This window comes from Salinicola lusitanus (genome assembly GCF_038648475.1).
Lineage (GTDB): Bacteria > Pseudomonadota > Gammaproteobacteria > Pseudomonadales > Halomonadaceae > Salinicola > Salinicola lusitanus.
The window spans coordinates 2562001-2578055 of sequence record NZ_CP151919.1 but is presented as its reverse complement, the minus strand read 5'-3'; the positions used below and the strand labels follow the sequence as shown (position 1 = coordinate 2578055).

Sequence of the window (16055 nt, the reverse complement as noted above, 5' to 3'; positions counted from 1 at the left end):
GCGAGCCCGGCGTCAGCGGACGACGCCACGCTCGCGCAGGGCGGCGAGACGCTCCCCTCCCACGCCCAGCGTGGCCAGGACCTCTTCGGTATGCTGCGCGAACACCGGCGCCGGGCGTCGGATCTGGGGAGGCGTCGCCGACAGCTTGCTGGCGAAGCCGATGGTCTGCATGCGCCCGATCACGGGATGATCGAGCTCCTGGACCATTCCCCGCTCCCGGTAGTGCGGGTCGTCCATCGCCTGGGCGAAGTCGTTGATCGGCCCCGCCGGGACCCCGGCTTCGTCGCACCGGCTCAGCCAGTGCTGGGTGTCGGCCGTGCACATCAACTCCTCCAGCAACGACTCCAGGACGTCGACGTTGCGACCGCGATCGCTGTTGGTGAGGAAGCGAGGATCCTCGGTCAAGTCGGGACGTGCCAGCACGTCGTGACAGAACCGCTCCCAGGTACGCTGGTTGGCGCACCCCAGCATCATGTAGCCGTCCTGGACCTTGACCGCCTGATAAGGCGCGGAAACACGGTGTCGCCACCCGGTCGGCTGCGGGACCCGCCCCTCCGCGAAGTAAGCGGCCGCTTCCCAGGTGAACCACGGCAGGCCGCACTCGGCGATCGCGACATCGACCAGTTGCCCTTCGCCGGTCTTCTGCTTGTGGATGTAGGCCGCCAGTATCGAGTAGATCGCGGTGATCCCGGCCCCGATGTCATAGACCGCGACCCCGGTCTTCAACGGCCGTCGCCCCGGCTCGCCGGTCATCGACATCAGCCCCGTCATCCCCTGGGCGACCAGGTCGAAGCCGCCCTTGCGCCGATACGGCCCGGTCTGGCCGTAGCCGGATATCGAGCAGTAGACCAGGCCGGGATTGATCTCCTTGAGCGTGTCGTAGTCGATCTTCAGCGACTGGGTCACTCCGGGCCGATAGTTCTCGACCACGACGTCCACTTCCTTCGCCAACTGGTAGAACAGCGCCAGCCCGTCGGGCTCCTTGAGATTGAGCGAGATACTGCGCTTGTTGCGATTGATCTGCGCGAAACAGGTGGATTCGTCATTGACGTAAGGACCCATCTGACGGCTGTCGTCGCCGCCATTGGTCTTCTCCACCTTGATCACGTCCGCGCCCATGTCCCCCAGCACCATGGTGCAGTACGGGCCGGCCATGATCTGCGAGATGTCGAGTACTTTCATGCCTTCCAACGGTAACATGGCGATTCCCCCTAACGGCCTTCGAATGGCGAGCAGCACGGCTGCGAGTGGCGTGGCAGGTCGGGCGCGCACGTTCCCACCGCGGGCGGGTTCGGCGTCCGCGTTTTCCGGCGAGTGGGAACGGGGTGGCGTCGCTGTGGCGCCTAGCGGCCCTGCCAGGTGTACGGTGTCTTGTCGACGAAACGCCTGACGGCACCGCGAAAGTCGTCGCTGGTATAGCAGAGCGCGATCAGGTCATCGGCGGCATCATGCGCGGGTCGACGCGCCTCCAGGATTCGGTTGATGCAGGTCTTGGCGGCTCGCATCGTCAACGGCGCATGGCCGGAGAGCTTCTCGGCGAGTTTCTCCGCCGCCTCGTCCAGGGCTTCACTCCCGACGACGGCGTCGATCAGGCCGATGGACGATGCCTCCTCGGCCTCGATCGTCTGCGCCAGCATCAGCACCCGCTTGGTGCGCGGGATCCCGATCAGGTCGACCAGCCTCGACACGTTGGTGATCGACATGCAGTTGCCCAGGGTCCTGGCGATGGGAATCCCGAACTTGAGATTGTCGTTGGCGTAACGGAAATCGCAGGCCAGGGCGATGGCCGCGCCGCCGCCGATACAGTAACCATCGAGCAGCGCCACCGTCGGCGTGGCGAGCTGCTCGAGGCCGCCGATCATGCGGTCGATCCGGCGCTCGTAGTCGATGCCATCCTCGGGCCCCTTGAAGTCGGCGAACTGCTTGATATCGGTACCCGCCACGAAGGCTTCGCCACCCTCGCCGCGGAAGGCGATCAGCCTGACCTCTTCATCCTCGTCGAACTGCCGGCAGGCTTGATGCATGGTCTCGTACATGTGCCAGGTCATCGCGTTGCGAGCCTCGGGCCGGTTGAAGCGGATCCAGCCGATCGCGCCGCGCTTGTGACAGCGAATCGAATCCTCTCGGGTCATGGTGACGGGTCTCCAGCTTGGTCGGGTTCCGGTCTCAGCTGCCGTAGATCAGGTGCACCAGCAGCAGCGCGAAGTCCGGGACATAGGTGTTGAATATCAGCACGATGAACAGCACACCCAGGAACCAGAGATTGGTTCGCGTGGTGCGCCAGATGTCGGCCTTGGCGATGGAGCACGACGCGATCAGTACGCTCGCCACCGGCGGGGTCTGCTGGCCGATGGCCAGGTTGAGGGTGACGATCAGGCCGAAGTGGAGCGGATCGATACCCACCTGGATGATCAACGGCAGCACGATCGGCACCACCAGGATGATCGCCGCTGCCGAGTGCAGGAAGATCCCCAGGATCAGGAAGATGATGTTGAGCAGCGCCAGGATCACGTACTTGTTGTCGGTCAGCCCGGCAATCGAGTGAGCCAGCTGTTGCGGCAGCTGGGACTCGGTGAGGTAGAGTCCCACCAGCGCGGAGCTGGCGACCAGCAGCATCACCACGGCGGTCTGGACGCCCGCATCCAGGCAGGACTTCCACAGCGTCTTCAACGAGAACTCGCGATAGATCACCGCGCTGATGAAGATGGCGACCACCACCGCCAGCGCCGCACCCTCGGTGGCGGTGACGATGCCACCGAAGATCCCGCCGAGGATGATCACCGGGATCAGCAACGCCCAGATCGCCTCCTTGAACGACTTCCACACCCGGCTGGCCTGGAAGCGCCCTTCGGAAGGGAAGTTGTGCTTGCGTGCCAGGAAGTAGCAGACGACAGCCAGGCCCAGCGCCCCCAGCAGCCCCGGGAAGATGCCGGCGACGAACATCTTGACCACCGACTCTCCCGACATCACCGCGTAGAGGATCATCGGGATCGAAGGCGGCAGGATGATCGCCAGACTCGCGGCGGACGAGGAGATCGCCGCGGCGAACTCCTTGGAGTATCCCCGGTTCTTCATTGCCGGGATCAGCAGGCTGCCCAGGGCAGAAACGCCAGCGACTGCGGAGCCGGAGATCTCGGCGAAGAAGATCGAGGAGCCGATGGTGACCATGGCCAGGCCGCCCTTGACGAAGCCGACCAGCGAAGCGGCGAAATCGATCAGGCGACGCGAGATGCTCGACGCATTCATGATCGCCCCGGCCAGGATGAACAGGGGAATGGCAATCAGCGGAAAGTTGGTCGCCCCCTCGAACATGGTCAGCCCGATGTTGGGCAGCGCATAGACGCCGTAGCTGGAGTACACCGCAACGGCGCCCACCAGCCCGAGCGCGATGGCGATCGGCACGTTGAGCACGATCAACAGCAGCAATCCTGCAAACATCAGAGCCAGAATCATCGTGTCGCACTCCCCGCATCGGACTGACTTGCCATGTTCGGGCTCAGGCCCACCTCCTCCAGCTCGTGATCGACGAAGCCTTCGCCACGCGCCTGACGGATGACTTCCGGCAGCCGCAGCAGCTCGGCGACGATGAACAGGACCGAGGCGATCGGCAGCGCCGACTGGGTGAACTGCAACGAGACGCTGGTCAGGCTGATCATGGTGGAGCCCGCCAGAATGTGGACGACCTGCCAGCCGGTCACCGCCAGCAGCACGAAGAAGGCGATGGTCACCGCTTCTCCCATCAGCGCGACCGGTAGCCGCACCTTCGGCGGAAAGGCATTGACGATACTGGGGCAGGCGATGTGCGCACCCTTGGCCGCAGCCAGCGCCGCCCCGTAGTAGGTCAACCAGGCCAGGCTGATCGAGGCGGCCTCGTCGTACCAGGTGAAGGGCGACCCCACCAGCCGCGAGAGGAAGCCGACGATGACGATGCCCGCCAGCATCAGCATGTTGATGACGACGATGACCTCGAGCAGGCGGCTGAAACCATCGCGCAGCGTATTCAGGGTTTTCACAGGCGGCTCCTTCGTCCGCCGCCCGGCCACGCCCGGTTTGGCGGGCGCGACCGGACGCGCGAGTTAACTGGCGGGTTGCAGTTCACGCACCTTGTCGAGCATCTCCTGACCGCCGTCGACGTCCTTGACGAACTTGTCGTAGACCGGCTTGGAGGCGTCGATGAAGGCCTGGCGATCGACCTCGTTGATCTGCAGGCCGGCATCACGCATCTTGGCGAGCGTCTCCTCGTCGAGCTTCGCCCCCTGCTCCAGCGCATAGGGTTCCATCTCCACGGCCGTCTCCTTGAGTACGTCACGGACATGCTGGGGCAACCGGTTCCAGCTCATGCCGGCGGTCACGAAGGCAGGGGTGTAGATGTGGTCGGACAGCGAGAGGTACTTCTGGACTTCCTGCAGGCGCGAGGCGTAGGTCTGGACCAGCGGGTTTTCCTGGCCATCCATCGCCCCGGTCTGCAGGGCGACGAACACCTCGGAGAGCGCCATGGGTGACGGGTTGGCACCGTAGCTCTTGAACATCTCGACCCGCCACACGCCCTGCGGCACGCGCAGTTTGATACCGGAAAGATCGGCCGGCGTGTTGATCGGACGGACGTTGTTGGTGATCTGGCGGAAGCCGTTCTCCCAGACGCCGATGATGTGGTAGCCACGGCTCTCGGCGACCGGGTAAAGCTGAGGTCTCACCACCTCGTCGCGGACCTTGGCCATATGGTCGCGATCGGCGATGAGATACGGCATCTCGAATAGCGCGAACTGCGGTGCCACACTGCTCATCACGGTCGAGGGAAGCGCCAGATCGACGGTGCCCAGCTTGAGTTTCTTCAACAGTTCGGAGTCGCCTCCGAGCTGGCTCGAACCGTAGACGACCACCTTGGCCTCGCCCGCCAGCTTCTCGTTGGCGCGCTTGGCATATTCCTGAGCGACATCGGCGAAGAGCGAATCCGGCTCGCCGACATGGGCAAACTTGACCTGGATTTCCTGAGCGCTGGCGTGGCCGACCCCGGCCAACAGCGCGAGCGCTACCAGTCCAACCTTGAGACTTTTCATCACTGGCGTCCTTCTGTTTTTTATATTGGCTCGCCTGAACGATGGACCGAGAAAGCGCCGTCCGACTCCTGGCAACGCTCGGCCGATACCCCGCAACGCGAGCACCTTGGGATCCCGCCATCGAATTATGAATTCATAATTCAATTGTAACCAATCCAACATTTGTCTATTGGCGTAAAGTCTCACCACCGCCATGGGCCTGGCCGCCGGGAGGCGCCGACCTGACGCGAAGTCAAAGAGGCAATGAATTCAATTCGAGTGCTCGTCGTGAACGGCGTCGACCTCGCGGCGATCCCATTCGACTCATCGAGCCGCGACCGGGGTCGGGATCGGAATCAGGGTCGGGAGAGAGCCAACAGAGAAAGAAAAGGAGACCGGCAGCAGAATCTGACGCACCCCACCCTAGGCTCGGGTGAGACCTCGATGGGCGGCGGCGACAGTGAGAGGTGAAGGCCGACCGACGGTGGGAGCGGGCCGGCGTGGATGGCGGTTCACGCGATCTCGGCGAACCGCCGGAGCGAACGGATGAGGCCGGCTTTCAGTGCCGCCCGGCCGGGTACCGGCAGCCTTCGCGCGCCCCGGTGGAGCTGCTACTCAGTAGGAATCGACGCGATCGTCGTCGATCACGCCGCTAGCCGCCGCCACCACGAGCTTGTGGCGCAGGTGTTCCCTGAGAATGCTGCCCAGGCGCTCGCCATCACGGGCCAGCAAGCAGTCGATCATGGCCTCGTGGTCGGCAACGGCCTGTTTCCAGTACTCATCGGTCATGTTGGTGGCATATCGCACACGCTGAATTCGATAGTTCAAGCTGGCGTGAGTCTCCCGCAGCACCTCGTTTCGAGATGCCAGCATGATCGCGTCGTGAATCCGCTGGTTGAATTCGAAATAGGGACGAATCTCCCTGCGCTTGTAGTGCGCCATCATCTGGTAATGCAGCGCCTGAATATCGGCGACCTCCGCTTCGGAGATGTAACGGCAGGCCAGCTCCCCGGACAATCCCTCCAGGGCCCCCATCACGCTGTAGGTCTCTTCCAGCATCTGCCGGGTCAGCCGCACCACTCGCGCGCCACGGTTGGGCAGGAGTTCGACCATGCCCTCGGACGCCAGGACCTTCAGCGCTTCCCGGAGTGGCGTTCGGGAAATGCCGAACTGCTCGCACAATTTTTTCTCGGGAATGCGGGTGCCGGGAAGCAGTTGACCTTCATTGATCATGTCCCGGATGCGGGCTGCCGCCTCGCCGTATAGCGTACTCTGCTGAATCTTGATCATGGGGCGCTCATGACGGGTTCGTTTTCCCTATTCTCCCAATGGCGCATGGATAGCGCCACCCGAAATGAATTATGAATACAAAACAGAAAAAGGAGAACGATGGAATGCGTAACGTCTACCCGACTCACCAGACCCTCTCGCTGGCCCAGGCTCGTCGCATCATTGACGCCGCTCTGGCCTATGCCGCGGCAGAGGCGATGAACCCCATCACCGTAACGGTGATGGATACCAGCGGACACCCGCTGAGCTGCGACAGAGCCGACGGCTGCGCCACGCTGCGCCTGGCGGTAGCGCATGGCAAAGCCAGGGCGGCGCTGGGCTACGGTGTTTCCAGCGGAACCATCGGCCAGCGCAACGAGTCGCGCCCGGCGTTCCTCTCGGCCGTTGCGGCGGCCTCCCAGGGGGAATTCATTCCCGTTGCCGGGGGCGTGCTGATTCTCGATCCGCAGGAGCGCGTCATCGGCGCGGTCGGCGTCAGCGGGGACAGCTCCGAGAATGACGAGAAGGCCGCCATCACAGGCATCGAAGCGGCCGATCTGGGGGTGGGACTCGCCCCAAAAGATTAAGAAAAGCTTAAAAAAAGAAGGTCAGCCCGTTCCTTAAGAAACTTAAGCCTGATATTCTTAGCCGGCTATCAATTTCTGGCAGGCATGGAATATGACCAAGTTCTCCTTTGGCGCCGTTTCTGCAAGAGCGGGCGCTTACATCATCCTTCTCGCGGGGCTCATGCAAGCGGTGCTGATGATCGATGCCAGGCATGCTGGAGCCCCCGACTTCAGCGAGACGTCACTGACCGAACTGACCCAGGCGCTGCTGCTGCTGATCTGCGCCATCGTGATGGGATTTCTACGTTATCGCTACCGGGTCCTGCGCTCGATCAGCCTGCTGATGGGGGCTTTCTTCACGGTGTCGCTGATTCGCGAAAACGACCTGTGGCTGGATACCTACGTTTTCGATGGGGCATGGGAGTGTCTGGTTGCACTGGTCGGGCTGCCGGCGATCTTCGCCACGATCCGGGCTCGCCGCGACTTTCTCGAGGAGTTCGCGCAAGTCAGCAACAGTCTGGGCTTTGGGCTGTTCGCGGGTGGTTTCCTGACCACCTACGTATTTTCGCGTCTCTACGGGCGTAGCGAACTGTGGCACGCCTTGATGGGCGAGCACTATCTACGGATCGTCAAGGATGCGGCGGAAGAGATAACGGAGCTGACCGGCTACAGCCTGCTGCTGTTCGCGAGCATCGAACTGCTGCTGATGGGACAGGCACTCCATCGGGCCAGGGCGGTCCCCGCCGAACGATCACGAGCCTCGATCGAAGATGGCGACACGGGACTCGCGGCGATAGCGACTTGCCATTCAATGCATCCCACGCCCGCTAGCCCAGGCACGGGGAACTCGCTCTGAAACAATAAAGCCGCCGATCCCGGGGGATGCGACGGCCTCGAAAAACCCCAGAAGACAAGGGTCTCAGTTGTCGGTCACCTTGGGTGGTTCGATCTCCAACTTCTGAGCGGCGATGACGGCCTGAGTTCGAGAGTGCACCCCCAACTTGCGCAATATCGCGGTCACGTGTGCCTTGATGGTCGCCTCCGACACGTTGAGCTCGTAGGCGATCTGCTTGTTGAGCAGACCTTCCGTCAACATGTTGAGCACCCGGAACTGCTGCGGCGTCAGCGAGGCGATCGCCTCGGCGAAGCGGGCATCTTCCTCGCTCCCCTCCCCCATGGCATCGGCCAGTTCCGGGGGCAACCAGACTTCCCCCTTGAGCACTTCGCCAATGGCTTCGGCAATGGTGTCCAGCGAAGCGGACTTGGGAATGAAACCCGAGGCACCGTAGTCGATGGCGCGACGAACGACATCCACCTCTTCACTGCCCGATACCACGGTCACCGGAATATCCGGCATCTGCCCGCGAAGCTGGATCAGCCCTGAAAACCCGTGAGCGCCGGGCATGTGCAGGTCAAGCAGGATCAGATCGGCATCGGGGTGGCGGGTGACGACCTCCGTCGTCGCTTCCATGGTATCCGCCTCGACGATTTCCGCTTGCGGCGACACCTGACGCAATGCCTGATTGAGCGCCGCCCGGAAGAGTGGGTGGTCATCGGCAACGATGAATTTCTGGGCAAAAGCCATTGATTCTCCTCCGGCGCTGTCGAGATATGTGGCGAGATAGCCGGTTCACTATCGCCATCTGGACAAAATAATCCAACTATCGATTAACGGCATGTTACCCCATGCGATCGTGGAATCCCAAGCCTCAAATCAACGCGGAAAAAATCCCGCGATAATCCGTAGGTGGGAACGTGCCGAGCGGCTAAAAAAAGTTCGGTCGTCTCGGAAAGCTGGCGCGCTTCCCTCCCTCAGGAGTGGCAGCAAAAGCACCGTGAGGAAAGCCTCTTTCAAGACGACCGAACGATAATCATCAGTCAAAATAAGCTATCATGGCTCATATCAACTAGTCATATAGTTGTTACCTTGCCGATCGAAAAAGCCACGCGCCTCTAATCCCGGGCAGATCGTTTCAGGTGCGAACATGACGATGTTCGATCAGATCTTCCACGACCCCCGGATCGGCCAGTGTCGAGGTGTCGCCCAGGCCGTCGCACTCGTTCGCGGCGATCTTGCGCAGGATGCGACGCATGATCTTGCCGGAACGGGTCTTCGGTAGCCCCGGTGCCCACTGGATCACGTCAGGGGTGGCAATGGGGCCAATATCCTTGCGCACCCACTGCTTGAGCTCCTGCTTCAATTCGTCGCTGGGCTCGACGTCGTCATTGAGCGTGACGTAGACGTAGATGCCCTGGCCCTTGATGTCGTGCGGGTAACCGACCACGGCCGCCTCCGCCACATCCTGGTGCGCGACCAGGGAAGACTCGATCTCCGCCGTACCCATGCGGTGGCCGGACACATTCAGGACGTCGTCGATGCGCCCGGTGATCCAGTAGTCGCCATCCTCGTCGCGACGGCAGCCATCACCGGTGAAGTAGACGCCTTCGTAGGTAGAGAAGTAGGTCTGCACGAAGCGGTCGTGGTTGTTCCAGATCGAGCGGGCCTGTCCGGGCCAGGAGTCGAGAATCACCAGGTTGCCATCGGTGGCGCCTTCCAGACGCTTGCCATCGTTGTCGACCAGTGCCGGCTGAACGCCGAAGAACGGCTTGGTCGCGCACCCCGGCTTGAGGTCGGTCGCGCCCGGCATCGGCGTGATCATGTGGCCGCCGGTCTCGGTCTGCCACCAGGTGTCCATGATCGGGCAACGAGAGTTGCCGACGACACGATAGAACCAGTCCCAGGCCTCCGGATTGATCGGCTCCCCGACCGAGCCGAGGATCCGCAGCGAGTCGCGCCGACTGTCGTCCATGATGTGCTCGCCATGCGCCATCAGCGAACGAATCGCCGTCGGCGACGTGTAGAGGATCGAGACATTGTGCTTGTCCACGATCTGGCCGATTCGCCCATGGGACGGATACGTCGGCACGCCCTCGAACATCAGCGTGGTGGCACCGTTGGCCAGCGGTCCATAGACGATATAGCTGTGCCCCGTGATCCAGCCGACATCGGCGGCGCACCAGTAGACCTCGCCCTCGTGGTAATCGAAGACCGTGCGATGGGTCAGTGCGGCATAGAGAAGATAACCGCCTGAGGTGTGCTTCAACCCTTTTGGCGTTCCCGTCGAGCCCGAGGTGTAGAGGATGAACAGCGGGTCCTCGGCGTTCATCGTCTCGGCGGGGCAATCGGTGGGTTGCTGATCGACGACATCGTCGAACCAACGGTCGCGGCCCTCGTGCCACTGGATGTCACCGCCGGTGCGCCGGACGACCAGCACCGACTCGACCACATCGGTGCCTTCCCGGGTCAACGCCGCGTCGACGTTGTCCTTGAGCGGCACCTGCTTGCCACCGCGTACCGACTCGTCGGCGGTGATCACGACGCGAGACTGGGAGTCGACGATGCGTCCCGCCAAGGCATCCGGGGAGAACCCGCCGAACACCACCGAATGCACCGCACCGATCCGGGCACACGCCAGCATCGCCATGGCCGCTTCCGGTACCATCGGCATGTACAGCGTGACCGTGTCGCCCTTGTTGATGCCCAGGGACTTGAGGCCATTGGCGAGCTGCGACACGCGCTGATGCAGCTCACGATAGGAGATGGTCTTGTGATCTTCGGGGTCGTCGCCTTCCCAGATGATCGCCGGCTGATCGCCGCGGGAGTCCAGATGTCGATCGAGGCAGTTATGGGCGACATTGAGCTCGCCATCCTCGAACCAGCGGATATCGACGTTATCGGAGGCGAACGACGTATTCTTGATGGTGGCAGGCTTCTTGCTCCAGCTCAGGCTGTCGGCCTGTTCCCGCCAGAACCCCTCGGGGTCTTCCACCGACTGGCGATAGAGCTTCTGGTAACGATCGCGATCGATCCAGGCATCGGCTGCCAAGCGCTCATCGACAGGATATATGCGCTGCTGTTCGCTCATGCTCCAATCCCCCTTCGTTCGAACCCATTCGACGATGAAAGCCTAGTCGACTCAATGTGATAGACCCTCGCCTGCGCGGTCAGTCAGCATATAACGGCGGCACCGGCCACCCCCTATTAGACCTTCGTAGCACCGAGTTTCGATCAACTTGCACTATCGCGCCATCCCGTCGGCGCGGCGATGGAGGAGAGATTGGCGGAGGGGTTCGCGTCAGCCCGGACAGCGGACGCGCTACTCGGGGGTTTCCCGATGGGCAAAGCGCAGCGGCGCCCGGCAGTGACGGCAGCGATAGCGGCTGCCCTTCAGTACCTGAGAATGGCGACGACCGGTAAAGCGGTGCACTGTCTCGCAACGGCAGCGATAGAGATAGGGCGCGGGACTGGCACGCGCCACGTCGAAGCGATGGGTGACGACTGGCGCCAGACCATAGAGGTTTCGCATCACCGTCTTCCACTCGTGTCCGTGGGGGCGGGCCTGCCTCCCCTCCTCGAGATGGAACACCAGCCAGTGGGCCATCTCATGAGGCACGATCTCGTCGATGAAAGCCTGCCGATTCTCCTGCAGCAGTGTCCGGTTGAAGCGCAGCCCGCCACGCTGGTAGTGGGCCTGCCCCGCGCTGCGTCCGCGCAGATCGAACCAGATCCGCGGCCGGGGCAGCGCCGGGTGTACCTCCCGCGCCAGTTGCCAGGCCGCATCCGCTTGGCACAAGAGCCGTCTTTCGAGCGCGGCCGGGTCGAGCGCATCCAGCGCCTGGGCATCGCTTTCCCCGAGTGCCGGGGCGGGAGAGGAGGAACGCAGATTCGTCATGGGGTGATAGAATGCCGACGACAGTCACGGGCGTCCAGCCCGCCAACGCCATCACGTCCCGGAGAGTGACATGCCCGAAGCCCAGGATGACGCCATCGACAGCCAGTCCCCCTTGGACGATGACGCCCTGGCCAGGCTCGACGATTACCTGGCCTCCGAACACCTCGGCGAGGAAGCGCCCGACCTGATCGGCGCGCACGGCTATCTGGTCGCGCTGGCGGTCTCTCCCGGCCAGATCCCCCCGGACGTCTGGCTCGCCGAGCTGTTCGAGGGCGAACCGCCATTCGCGGATGCCACCGAGCGCGACGAGATCCGGGGCCTGCTCGAAGCGCTCAAGACCAACGCCGGCAGCATCATGGAGCGTGGCCACCGGATCGAACTGCCTTTCGATTCGGAACTGGACGAGGACGGAGAGATGGTCGCCGCCATCGAGGACTGGTGCGCGGGCTTCATGCAAGGCGTGTTCGTGGACGAGGCGGCATGGTTCTCCCAGGACGAAGCCCATGTCGCCGCCCTGCTGCTGCCGTTCATGGCGCTGTCCGGGCTGTTCGACGACGAGCCCGAAATGGCGGAGCTGGTGGCCGACGAAGCGCAGTTTTCCGCCCTTGCCGGGCAACTGGCCGAGCTGACGCTCGATCTCTACCTGCATTTCCGGGTCCCGCCGGAGCCGCCGAAAGGCAAGGGCAGTGCCACGAAGAAGCGGGCCGGAAGCGGCAAGCGCGGCGGCAAGCGCTGAATTCGTCGAGACCTACTTGAGACGCGTCACCCAGGCGTTGAGCGTTCCGAACAGCCACTCTTTCGCCCGCTGCCACCATGGGCGCTGCGCCCAGCTCGCGGCATCGATGCGCCGGCTGGTAGCGAAGTTGCGCTCGAAGAGCCGAGCCACTTCGGTGGCAAACGCCGCGTCGTCGATCTCCTGATTGGCTTCGAGATTCCACTGGAGGCTCCAGTGGTCGAAATTGCACGAGCCCAGCGAAACCCAATCGTCGATCACGCTGAACTTGGCATGAATGAAATTGGGCTGAAACTCGTAAATCTTGACCCCCGCCTTGAGCAGCCGGCCGTAGAATCGCTGACCGGCGTAACGAACACCGGGATGGTCGTGATGGCCACCGGCCAGCAGCAGGCGCACATCGATACCGCGCCGCGCCGCGCGTGCCAGCGCGCGGCGAAGACTGAGCGTCGGCACGAAGTAGGGGGTGCACAGCCATAGCCGGCGGCGGGAGGTGCCGATCCGGCTCTGCAGCGAGACACGAATGGCCTGGTAGCGATGCCCCCGGCCCCAGATGGCTCGGCCGCGCATGCCGTCGGCCGACGGCGCAGGCGGCGGCAGGGCCTGCAGAGACGATGCCAGGCGCGTTCTGGCCCCCTCCCCCCGGGTCAACGGCGAGTCCCAGACGTGGACGAACAGCCGCATCCAGTCTTCGACGACCGGCCCCTGGATGCGCATCGCGACCTCGTACCAGGCGTCGATGAACTCGTCGACGATCCCGAACCCGCCGGTGAAGGCGGTGCCGCCGTCGACGATCACCAGCTTGCGATGATCGCGCATCAGATTGCCGCCCAGCCGCGTCACCGACAGCGGGTTGAAGAACCGCAGCTCGACGCCGCCTTCGCGCAACCGCTGCCGATCGCTGCGCGACAGCCCCATGCTTCCCACGCCGTCGAGCATCAGCTTGACCTCGACACCGCGGGCCACTGCCGCGACCAGCAGCTCGATGAAGCGGTCTGCCAGCGTTCCCGATTCCATCAAGTAGAGCTCGACCCACAAGCGGTGGCGGGCGCCCTCGATGGCTTCCCGCATGGCCGGCCAGAAGCGCTTGCCTTCCGGCAGCAGTTCGAATCGATTGCCATCCTTCCATGTCGCTTGCATGAACCGCGCCTCCCTGGTCGCTGCCGATTGACGCACGTTTGGCGTTTCAGGGAAAGCCTGCCGATCCTGTCGTCGCTGCGCCGCGGCGATATCGCTATACTCGGGGATTTGCGGGGGAAATGGCGTCGATGCAGGCATCCATGGGACTTCAACGGCTGTGGCACCGTCTGGCCAGCCGTCTGCTCGATCGCTGGCTCGCCTTTCGCCTGGTCGAGCCGGAGTCATTCCGGCTCGACGCCACGTGCCCCACGCTCTACGTGATTGCCCGCCCCGCCTTGACCGACGAGATCGCCATCGACCGGCTGTGCCGCGACCTCGATCTCCCCGATGCCAGCCAGAGGCATCAATTCGGCCACGTCTCGCTCCCCGGCTGCTTTGCGCTGCCCCGTCTGCGAAGCAGCCGAGGCGCGATCCAGGGCCAGCACTCGACTCACCTGCAGCATCTGCTGGATGCGCTCGAGGCCGACACCACACTGGACGCGCAACTGGTGCCGGTGAGCGTCTTCTGGAGTCGCGCACCGGGCAAGGATTTCGGCTTCTGGAAGATGCTGGCCGCCGACGACTGGGCCTGGAGCGGGCGACTTCGGCGCCTGCTGTCGGTGATCGTCAACGGCCGCCATCTGGAAGCGCACTTCGGCGAGCCGATCCGACTGCGACCGCTGATCGACGACCCCGAGGTCAGCTTGACCCAACGCAAGGTGGCCCGCGTGCTGCGGGTCCACTTCAGGCGCATTCGCGCACGCGTGCTGGGCCCGGATATCTCCCACCACCGGACGCTGATGCGCGGGGTGGTCGACAGTCGTCCGGTGCGGGAGGCCATTCAGGAAGCCGTCACGGCCGACGGCAGCACCCCGGCCCGAGAGCGGCGGCGGGCCGAGCGCTACGCCCGCGAGATCGCTTCCAACATGTCCTATCCGGTCATGCGCTTCCTCTACGAGTTGCTCAAGCGACTGTGGAACCGGCTCTACGAGGGCGTCGACGTGTACGGACTGGACGCGGTCAAGGCGATAGCCGGCGAGCGGACACTGATCTACGTCCCCTGCCACCGCAGTCATATCGATTACCTGCTGCTCTCCTACGTGCTCTATCGGGAAGGGCTGATGCCGCCCCATATCGCCGCCGGTCGCAATCTGGACATGCCGGTGATCGGCGCGCTGCTGCGCCGTGGCGGCGCCTTCTTTCTGCGCCGGAGTTTCAAGGACAACCGGCTCTACGCCGCGGTCTTCAACGAATACCTGCACCGCCTGATCGCACGCGGTCACCCGGTGGAGTACTTCATCGAAGGCGGCCGCTCGCGCACCGGGAGAATGCTGTCGCCCCGCCCCGGCATGCTGGCCATGACGCTGCGCTCGTTCGCTCGCGACGCCATCCGGGACGTCGCCTTCGTGCCGGTCCACGTCGGTTACGAGCGGGTCCTGGAGAGCAACAGCTATCTCCGCGAGCTGCGTGGCGGCCAGAAAAAGAAGGAGTCGCCCCTCGACCTGCTCCGCGTGCTGAAGCATCTGCGCGAGCCCCACGGCCGGGTCACCGTCAGCGTTGGCGAACCGCTGTCGCTGACGGACTTCCTGAACGAGACCGTTCCGGACTGGCAGGACGATTCGGTTTCGGCGCGTCCGGCTTGGTTGAATCGCGCGGTACCGCTACTGGGGAAAACGCTGGCCCGGCGAATCAACGACGCTGCCAGCCTGAATGCCGTCTCGCTGGTCGCCATGACCCTGCTGGCGACGCCCCATCACACCATCGAGTCCGATCTTCTGGCCCATCACATCGGCCTGCTGGTCAGGCTGCAGCGCAGCCTGCCGGGTAGCCGGCACTGCCAACTGCCGGCAGGCGAACCGGCCGACTGGATCGAGCACGTGGCGAGTCTGGGTTTCGTGACACGACAGCCACAGGCCCTGGGCGAACTGGTCACCGCCCGCCCGGAACAAGCGACGCTTTTGACCTGGTATCGCAACAACGTCTTGCACCTGTTCATGCACCTGGGGCTGGTGGCGTTCGCCTTTCGCAATAACGCGGCCTTCACGCTGGACGATCTCGATGCGCTACTGTCGCCGGCCTGGCCGCTGCTGGCCAATGAGCTCTATTTCGCTCCCCCCGTCGATCCCCGCGAGCGTCTGAAGGCCACGCTCGCCGTACTGACCGAGGAGGGCCTGTTGCAGGTCACCGACAACGGCTGGCGCCGACAGCCCGGTCACCTCGAATCCAGCGAGCACCTGAGGCTGCTGGGGCAGCCGGTGCAACCCACCCTGGAGCGCGCCTACCTGTTGCTGGCGTCGCTGTTGCGCTACCCCAGCGGCGAATTGACCCGCCAGGCGCTCGAGGAGCACAGCCGTCAGTTGGCCGAGCGCCTGACACTGCTGTCGGGGCTCAACGCACCGGAGTTCTTCGATAAGCGACTTTTCAGCGGCATGCTGGAGACGCTCGAACAGCAGGGTTGGCTGCGCGTCGAGAACGAAAGACTGTTCTACGACGAGTCGTTGCGACTAACGCAGATGCGCAGTCGGGCCCTGTTCGACCCGGAGCTGCGCCATCGACTGGTCAGATTGACCCGACAGTAAGCGGCTTGCACCGCGCGAGC

Annotated in this window: 14 protein-coding genes; 4 read left to right on the top strand and 10 right to left on the bottom strand. The window is 63.6% G+C overall.

Annotated elements, in window-relative coordinates; genetic code table 11:
- Positions 1 to 12 precede the first annotated feature (12 nt).
- The 6 genes from AAGT95_RS11675 to AAGT95_RS11650 all read right to left on the bottom strand — a co-directional run bounded on the left by AAGT95_RS11675 (position 13) and on the right by AAGT95_RS11650 (position 6326).
- Positions 13 to 1182, bottom strand: coding sequence for a CaiB/BaiF CoA transferase family protein (locus AAGT95_RS11675; RefSeq protein ID WP_240612471.1), 1170 nt, complete (start codon positions 1180 to 1182; stop codon positions 13 to 15).
- Between the two features lie 161 nt (positions 1183 to 1343).
- Complete coding sequence (locus AAGT95_RS11670; RefSeq protein ID WP_110603065.1) at positions 1344 to 2132, bottom strand: enoyl-CoA hydratase/isomerase family protein; 789 nt, start codon at positions 2130 to 2132, stop codon at positions 1344 to 1346.
- Between the two features lie 34 nt (positions 2133 to 2166).
- Positions 2167 to 3453, bottom strand: a complete 1287-nt coding sequence (locus AAGT95_RS11665; protein WP_205909511.1) for a TRAP transporter large permease — start codon at positions 3451 to 3453, stop codon at positions 2167 to 2169.
- A complete protein-coding gene (locus AAGT95_RS11660) occupies positions 3450 to 4013 on the bottom strand; it encodes a TRAP transporter small permease (RefSeq protein ID WP_232822295.1) in 564 nt (187 codons plus the stop codon). Before AAGT95_RS11660 ends, AAGT95_RS11665 begins: the two co-directional genes overlap by 4 nt.
- 63 nt (positions 4014 to 4076) lie before the next feature.
- On the bottom strand, positions 4077 to 5057 hold the full coding sequence (locus AAGT95_RS11655; RefSeq protein WP_342593877.1) for a TRAP transporter substrate-binding protein: 981 nt from the start codon (positions 5055 to 5057) through the stop codon (positions 4077 to 4079).
- 594 nt (positions 5058 to 5651) lie between these two features.
- Positions 5652 to 6326 carry a GntR family transcriptional regulator gene (locus tag AAGT95_RS11650; RefSeq protein WP_110603061.1) on the bottom strand — a complete coding sequence of 225 codons (675 nt, stop codon included), beginning with the start codon at positions 6324 to 6326 and terminating at the stop codon, positions 5652 to 5654.
- 104 nt (positions 6327 to 6430) lie between these two features.
- On the opposite strand from AAGT95_RS11650, the gene AAGT95_RS11645 reads away from it, so the two are divergent.
- On the top strand, positions 6431 to 6892 hold the full coding sequence (locus tag AAGT95_RS11645; protein WP_342593876.1) for a GlcG/HbpS family heme-binding protein: 462 nt from the start codon (positions 6431 to 6433) through the stop codon (positions 6890 to 6892).
- 91 nt (positions 6893 to 6983) lie between these two features.
- Complete coding sequence (locus tag AAGT95_RS11640) at positions 6984 to 7727, top strand: hypothetical protein (RefSeq protein ID WP_342593875.1); 744 nt, start codon at positions 6984 to 6986, stop codon at positions 7725 to 7727.
- 63 nt (positions 7728 to 7790) lie between these two features.
- Here AAGT95_RS11640 and AAGT95_RS11635 read toward each other — a convergent pair whose 3' ends face one another.
- The 3 genes from AAGT95_RS11635 to AAGT95_RS11625 all read right to left on the bottom strand — a co-directional run bounded on the left by AAGT95_RS11635 (position 7791) and on the right by AAGT95_RS11625 (position 11604).
- Positions 7791 to 8456 (bottom strand): response regulator, encoded by a 666-nt coding sequence (locus tag AAGT95_RS11635; RefSeq protein WP_110603058.1) that lies wholly within the window; start codon positions 8454 to 8456, stop codon positions 7791 to 7793.
- A gap of 388 nt (positions 8457 to 8844) precedes the next feature.
- On the bottom strand, positions 8845 to 10797 hold the full coding sequence (gene acs, locus AAGT95_RS11630; RefSeq protein ID WP_342593874.1) for an acetate--CoA ligase: 1953 nt from the start codon (positions 10795 to 10797) through the stop codon (positions 8845 to 8847).
- Between the two features lie 231 nt (positions 10798 to 11028).
- Positions 11029 to 11604, bottom strand: coding sequence for a SprT-like domain-containing protein (locus AAGT95_RS11625; RefSeq protein ID WP_342593873.1), 576 nt, complete (start codon positions 11602 to 11604; stop codon positions 11029 to 11031).
- Positions 11605 to 11674: 70 nt separating this feature from the next.
- Here AAGT95_RS11625 and AAGT95_RS11620 point away from each other — a divergent pair, with 70 nt between their 5' ends.
- Positions 11675 to 12340 carry a YecA family protein gene (locus AAGT95_RS11620; protein ID WP_342593872.1) on the top strand — a complete coding sequence of 222 codons (666 nt, stop codon included), beginning with the start codon at positions 11675 to 11677 and terminating at the stop codon, positions 12338 to 12340.
- Between the two features lie 12 nt (positions 12341 to 12352).
- On the opposite strand, the gene AAGT95_RS11615 is transcribed toward AAGT95_RS11620, so the two are convergent.
- Positions 12353 to 13477, bottom strand: a complete 1125-nt coding sequence (locus tag AAGT95_RS11615; protein ID WP_342593871.1) for a phosphatidylserine/phosphatidylglycerophosphate/cardiolipin synthase family protein — start codon at positions 13475 to 13477, stop codon at positions 12353 to 12355.
- 128 nt (positions 13478 to 13605) lie between these two features.
- Here AAGT95_RS11615 and plsB point away from each other — a divergent pair, with 128 nt between their 5' ends.
- Positions 13606 to 16035 (top strand): glycerol-3-phosphate 1-O-acyltransferase PlsB, encoded by a 2430-nt coding sequence (gene plsB / locus AAGT95_RS11610; RefSeq protein WP_342593870.1) that lies wholly within the window; start codon positions 13606 to 13608, stop codon positions 16033 to 16035.
- Positions 16036 to 16055 lie beyond the last annotated feature (20 nt).